5 protein-coding genes are annotated in these 6048 nt (G+C 72.4%); 3 read left to right on the forward strand and 2 right to left on the reverse strand.

What is annotated here, in order from left to right; all coding sequences use genetic code 11:
- The first annotated feature begins 12 nt into the window (after positions 1-12).
- Both FNH05_RS29655 and FNH05_RS29660 read left to right on the forward strand, forming a co-directional pair.
- Positions 13-1920, forward strand: a complete 1908-nt coding sequence (locus tag FNH05_RS29655; RefSeq protein WP_144592153.1) for a S9 family peptidase — start codon at positions 13-15, stop codon at positions 1918-1920.
- Positions 1917-2795, forward strand: a complete 879-nt coding sequence (locus FNH05_RS29660; RefSeq protein ID WP_144592154.1) for a S66 peptidase family protein — start codon at positions 1917-1919, stop codon at positions 2793-2795. The genes FNH05_RS29655 and FNH05_RS29660 overlap by 4 nt, the downstream gene beginning before the upstream one ends.
- 66 nt (positions 2796-2861) lie before the next feature.
- Here FNH05_RS29660 and FNH05_RS29665 read toward each other — a convergent pair whose 3' ends face one another.
- On the reverse strand, positions 2862-4313 hold the full coding sequence (locus FNH05_RS29665; RefSeq protein WP_144592155.1) for an amidase: 1452 nt from the start codon (positions 4311-4313) through the stop codon (positions 2862-2864).
- Between the two features lie 223 nt (positions 4314-4536).
- Between FNH05_RS29665 and FNH05_RS29670 the strand changes: the two genes are divergently transcribed.
- On the forward strand, positions 4537-4953 hold the full coding sequence (locus tag FNH05_RS29670; RefSeq protein ID WP_144592156.1) for a TIGR03668 family PPOX class F420-dependent oxidoreductase: 417 nt from the start codon (positions 4537-4539) through the stop codon (positions 4951-4953).
- 95 nt (positions 4954-5048) lie between these two features.
- Here the strand turns inward: FNH05_RS29670 and FNH05_RS29675 are convergent.
- Positions 5049-6048: ankyrin repeat domain-containing protein (locus FNH05_RS29675; protein ID WP_144592157.1), on the reverse strand; the 1000-nt coding region annotated here is incomplete at its 5' end.

Here is a 6048-nt window from a genome sequence, read left to right on the forward strand (position 1 = left end):
AGAGTGCTGTGTGTGCCCGAAATTCTGCCGTACGGAACCTGGACCTCACCGATCGGCGCCGCGGACGTGGCGGCGGCGGGAGGCGGTGCGCAGTGGCTGGACGTCGCCGAGGGCGAAGTGTGGTGGGCCGAGGCCCGGCCCGCCGAAGGCGGCCGCCTGACCCTGCTGCGCAACGGCGAGGAGATGCTGCCCGCGCCGTGGAACGCGCGCAACCGGGTGCACGAGTACGGCGGGCGCCCCTGGGTGGTGGTCGGGAGTGCGCTGTATTTCACCAACTGGGACGATCAGCGCGTCTACCGCCGCGATCCGGCCAGTGGTGACATCGCGCCGGTCACGCCGGAACCCGCGGCGCCCCAGGGGGTGCGCTACGGCGATCTGCGCCCGGGGCGCGGCGGCACGGTGTGGGCGGTGCGGGAAACCAGCACCGGCCCCCGCCGCGTGGACATCCACCGCGACCTGGTCGAACTGACCGGGCAGCAGCCGCGGCCGCTCGCGGCAAGCCACCACTTCCTGACCGCGCCGCAACTGTCCCCCGACGGGCGGCACGCCGCGTGGCTCGGCTGGAACCATCCCGCGATGCCCTGGGACGAGACCGAACTCTGCGTCGCCGAGGTGGGCCCCGACGGCGCGTTCGGCCCGCACCGGGTGCTGGCCGGGGGTGCCGGTGTGTCGGTCTGCCAGCTCGAATGGGAGTCCCCCGGCTCACTGCTCGCCCTGCTGGACCCGCGGGGCTGGTGGAACCTGCACCGGATCACGCTCGACGGGCGGGTGACGGAGCTGGCACCGGCGGAGCGCGAACTCGGCGGTGCGCTGTGGAAGATCGGCTCGCGCTGGTTCGCGCCGCTGGGCGAAGGCCGCTACGCCGTGCTGGACTCCGGACGCCTCGCCGTCCTGGACGAGAACGCGCGCACCGTCACCGGTCTCGCCCCGGAGCTGACCGAGTGGGCCGCCGCCCTCGCCGTGCACGACGGTGACGTGGTGGGCATCGCCGCGGGGACCGATCGGGAAAGCGCCGTGGTCCGGGTGGATCCGCGGTCCGGCTCCGTCACACCGCTCACCGAGGCCCCCGAAGTGCCCGTGGCCTACCTTCCGGTGCCGGTGGAGCGCGTGTTCACCGGCACCGGCGGGGAGCGGATCCCCGCCTACCTCTACCCGCCGGCCAACCCCGATCATGCCGCACCGGAAGGGGAACTGCCGCCGTATCTGGTGCACGTCCACGGGGGACCGACCGGACGGAACTTCCCCGTGGCCGACCTGGACTTCGCCTACTTCACCAGCCGGGGCATCGGCGTCGTGGCGGTGAACTACGGCGGCTCCACCGGATACGGCCGCGAGTACCGCGAACGGCTGCGCGAGCAGTGGGGTGTGGTCGACGTACGGGACTGTGTGACGGTCGCCGAAGCGCTCGTCGCCGAGGGCATCGCCGACCCGGCGCGCCTGGCGATCCGCGGCGGGAGCGCGGGCGGGTTCACCTCCGCCGCCGCGATGACCACGGAACAGGTGTTCCGTGCCGGGACGATCAAGTACCCGATCCTCGACCTGGCGGGCTGGACCGGGGACGGCGGGGAGACCCACGACTTCGAATCGCGCTACCTCGACGGCCTGGTCGGCCCGCTGCCCGGGACGCGGGAGCGCTACGTCGCGCGTTCACCGCTCACCCACGCGCGGGACCTCACCGGGCCGGTGCTGTTCCTGCAGGGCCTCGACGACCAGATCTGCCCGCCGGAGCAGGCCGACCGGTTCGTGAAGTCCTTGCGGGGCAAGGGAATTCCGCACGCGTACCTGACCTTCGACGGGGAGCAGCACGGCTTCCGCAAGGCGAGCACGATGATCGCGGCGCTGGAGGCGGAACTGTCCTTCTACGGCCAGGTGTTCGGTTTCGCGACGCCCGGTGTGCCACGGCTGGACCTGCACCGGTGAGGCGGCTCGAACCGGGCGACACGGTCGCACTGGTCACCCCCGCCGGGCCGGTGCCGGTCGAGGTGCTCGACCGGGCGGCCGCGGCGCTGGCGGCCTGGGGGCTGGTCGTGCGGAGGCCGCGGACTCCCGGCACCGGAGTGCCGCCGTATCTCGCCGACGGTGACGAAAGCCGGGCCGCGGACTTCCAGGCCGCCTGGCTGGATCCCGCCGTCGCGGCGGTGATCGCCGCCCGGGGCGGCTACGGCACGCAGCGCATGCTCGATCTGGTGGACTGGTCCGCGCTGCGGGTGGCAGGCCCGAAACCGTTCGCCGGGTCCAGCGACATCACCGCTCTGCACCAGGCGATCGCCACGCACCTGGGCTGGCCGACCCTGTTCTCCCCCATGCCCGCCGGGACCTTCTGGGACGACGAGGCGAGCGAAGGGCTGCGGAGGATGTTGTTCGGTCCCGCCGCCCCGGTCGTGCTGCCCGCCGCCGAGGCGCTCTCGCCGGGCATCGCCCGCGGCCCGCTCACCGGCGGGAACCTCAGCCTGCTCGCCGCCGGGCTCGGCACGCCGGAACAGCGCGGGGCGACGGGCGCGATCGTCCTGCTGGAAGACGTCGAGGAACAGCCGTACCGGCTCGACCGGATGCTGACCCAGTTGCTGCGGGCAGGCTGGTTCGACGGCGTGGCCGGGATCGCGCTCGGGTCGTGGACCGGCTGTGGCGAGCCGGAGGCGGTGCGCGCCGTCATGCTGGACCGGCTCTGCCCGCTCGGTGTGCCGATCCTGTGGGACCTGCGCTTCGGCCACCTGCCGGGCGCGGCCACCCTTCCGCTCGGCGGCGAGGCCGTCCTCGACGCCACCACCCTGCACCTCACCGTCACATCAAGGTGAGCCGCGACTGCCGTGAGGGAACCCCTCACGGCAGTCGGTCGAGCCCGTGGTCCGGACGGCCGCGACCTAACGAGGTGTCCGGAAGCCGCCGATCCTCTGCTCGAGCAGTTCGGCCAGCCGCAGCGGGGTGCGGTCCTCGAACATCGGACCGATGAGCTGCACCCCCACCGGCAGGCCCTCGGGTGACCGGCCCGCGGGGATGGCGGTGGCGGGCAGGCCGGGCATGGTGGCCAGGCCGGCCCAGGCGAGCTGGTCGAAGTACGGGTAGTCGACGCCGTCGATGTCGATGCGCCGTTCCAACGGATTGGGGTTGTGGTCGTGCGGGAACGCGGGAGTGGGCGTGATCGGACACACCACGGCATCGAACTCGGCGAACAGCTGCCGCCAGCCGTGGCGGTGGAGCTCGCGACGGCTGTTCGCCGCCATCCAGTCGTGGTGGCTGAACACCCTGGCGCGCAGCCGCGTCGCGTCAAGACTCTGGTCGTCCGCGCTCAGCCCGGCGACGCGGGTCCGCAGCTGCTCGGGCGATTCGATGGGAAAACGCGCAACGGAGCCCGAAATCAGCAACTGCGTGTAGAGCCTCGCCGCTTCGGTGAGATCGGGCAGCAGCGGACTGTGCCGTTCGACGCGGGCGCCACCGTCGACGAGCGCGTCGGCCACCCGGTGCACGCCCTCCCGCACAGCGGCCCCGGTCGGAATGAGCGGATGCTCGTCGAGGACCAGGACCCGGAAGTCGCTGAGCCGCTCGTGGCGAGCGGGCGGCAGCTTCAATTGGTGCGCCACACCGAAGGTCAGCGGATCCGGTCCGGCCATCACGTCGAGCAGGAGCGCGAGGTCGCGGGCGCTGCGCGCCATGGGACCGACGACGGCGAGGTCCGGGTCGACCGGCAACGCCGGCTCGGACGGCGGGACCATACCGCGGTTCGCCGCCAGCCCGAGTGTCGGCTTGTGTGCGTAGACGCCGCAGAAATGCGCGGGGGTGCGCAGCGATCCGGCGAGGTCGGAGCCGATGGACAGCGCGCCGAATCCGCACGCCAGTGCCGCCGCCGACCCGCCGGAGGACCCGCCCGAGGTGCGACCGTGATCCCACGGATTGTTGGTGGTGCCGTAGATCTCGTTGAAGCTCTGGATGTCTTGCAACCCCAACGGCACATTGGTCTTGCCGAGCACCACCGCGCCCGCGGCCTTGAGTCGCGACACCTGTACCGCGTCCTCGGCCGGCACATGGTTCCGGTGCGGCGGCATGCCCCAGGTCGTGGGCAGCCCGGCGATGTTGTAGGACTCCTTGACCGTCACCGGAATACCGAGCAGCGGCCGGTCCTCGCCGCGGGCGCGCGCCTGGTCGGCACGGTGTGCGGCGGCCCGCGCACGGTCGAAGTCCGGCACGCAGATCGCGTTGACCGCCTTGTCGTCCCGCTCGATACGAGCGATTGCCTCGTCGGTCAGTTCCACCGAGCTCACCTCACCGCCGCACAAGGCAGCTGCGAGCTCTTCGGCCGTCCGAAAACTCCATTCCATGATTCCGACCGTACCGGGCCCATTGTTCCGCGACAGGAGGAAAAACGATGAATACCGAGACATCCGCCTCGTTGCGCGAATCGGCATTTCATGGCTTTTCTCGCGTTATCGTAAATTGATTGACGCCAAGCAGGGCGCCGTGCCCGTCATCCGTTCCCGCCCGGTCGGGAACAGGGCCTGGAGGGGGTCGCCGCCCGGCAACCCTCGGCTCTAACCTGCGGGCATGGAACTTCCGGAGGCGGAGGCCCGCGCACGGTTCACGGCGGCGCGGGTGGCGCGGCTGGCCACCGCGGGCATGGACGGTGTGCCGCACCTGGTGCCGGTCACCTTCGCGGTGCACGACGGCGCGGTCGTGTTCGCCGTCGACCACAAGCCCAAACGCCACGCCGATCTGCGCCGGTTGCGCAACATCCGGGCCAATCCGGCGGTCGTCTTCCTGGTGGACTTCTTCGACGAGGACTGGACACGCCTGTGGTGGGTCCGGGCCGACGGGCGGGCGTCGATCCTGACCGAACCGGCCGGGCGCGCGGGTCCACTGGAGGCACTGCGCGCGAAGTACCCCCAGTACCGGGACCGGAATCCGGAAGGCCCCGTGGTCCGCACCGAGGTGTACCGGTGGCGGAGCTGGTCCGCGTCTTGACGGTTCCTCCGGTCGCCGGTCGCCGGTCGTGCCATCGCTGCGCTCACGGATGAGGTCGGCATCCCCGTCATGCCGGCCGCATCGAGCGGCGATGCTCACACCGCCGTCAGTGGCCGAAGGAACTCGGCGACGTCCGCGTGGTGGAAGTGCTCGGCCCAGCCCAGTGGTGTGTCGCCGAACCGGGCGTCGTGGATGTTCGGGTCGGCGCCCAGACCGACCAGCAGGCGGACGCCGGGCAGGTCGTCAGCCGCCGCGGCCTGGTGCAGCGCGGTCTGCCATTCCTGTTCCAGCGGGACGTCGGCACGCCCCAGCGCGTTGACGTCGAATCCGAGTTCCACCAGCAGCGGGACAGCGTGCCAGGCACGGCGGGCCGCTGCCCACACGATCAGCCCGGGCCGCCGCCGGCGTGCCCCGGCGGCGTTCTCCCGCAGTCGGCCCACGGTGGCGTGGTCACCGGCCAGGGCCGCCGCGACGAGCCCGTCGACACCCTCGGCCGGTGGCGAGGGAGCGCCGTGCGCGGCCAGGTACGCCAGCACCTGGGTGCTGCCGCACACCGCGGCCAGCCGTGCTGGTGTGGTGCCGTGCCAGGCCCGCAGGTACACCGGGCGGTCGTCGGGGAATCGGAACGGAGCACGTGGCTCTGCGCCGTGCTCGGCGAGCAGCCGTACCCGGCCGGTCAGGTCGTGGGTGATCGCCCACCACAGCTGGTCGGCGATCAGGTCGGCGGGCGACGGGATCGCGCTGCCCAGCCGGGCCCGCCACGGACCGCCGTCGCCGCGGCCGAGGCCGTGGTCGAGCAGCAGGACCAGGTGGTGGTCGGCGGGGTCGGACTGCCGGTTGTACAGCGCCTGGGCGTCGTTGGGGTCGGCGCCCGCGGCCAGCAGCGTGCGGGCCAACGCGTCGGCCTGCGGGTGGGCGGGCTGCCCGCCGTCGCCGCCGCCCAGCGCACCGGTCAGGGCGGTGAAGGGCGAGGGCAGGCCGTGCCAGAGATAGCCGGCGTTCGGGTCGGCGCCGTGGTCGAGCAACACGCGAGCGGCCCGGACGATCGCGTCCGCGCTGATGTCGGGATTGTGCCGGGCGTACGCGAGATACAGG

Origin of the sequence: Amycolatopsis rhizosphaerae, assembly GCF_007713715.1 — a bacterium.
GTDB classification, from domain to species: Bacteria; Actinomycetota; Actinomycetes; order Mycobacteriales; family Pseudonocardiaceae; genus Amycolatopsis_E; species Amycolatopsis_E rhizosphaerae.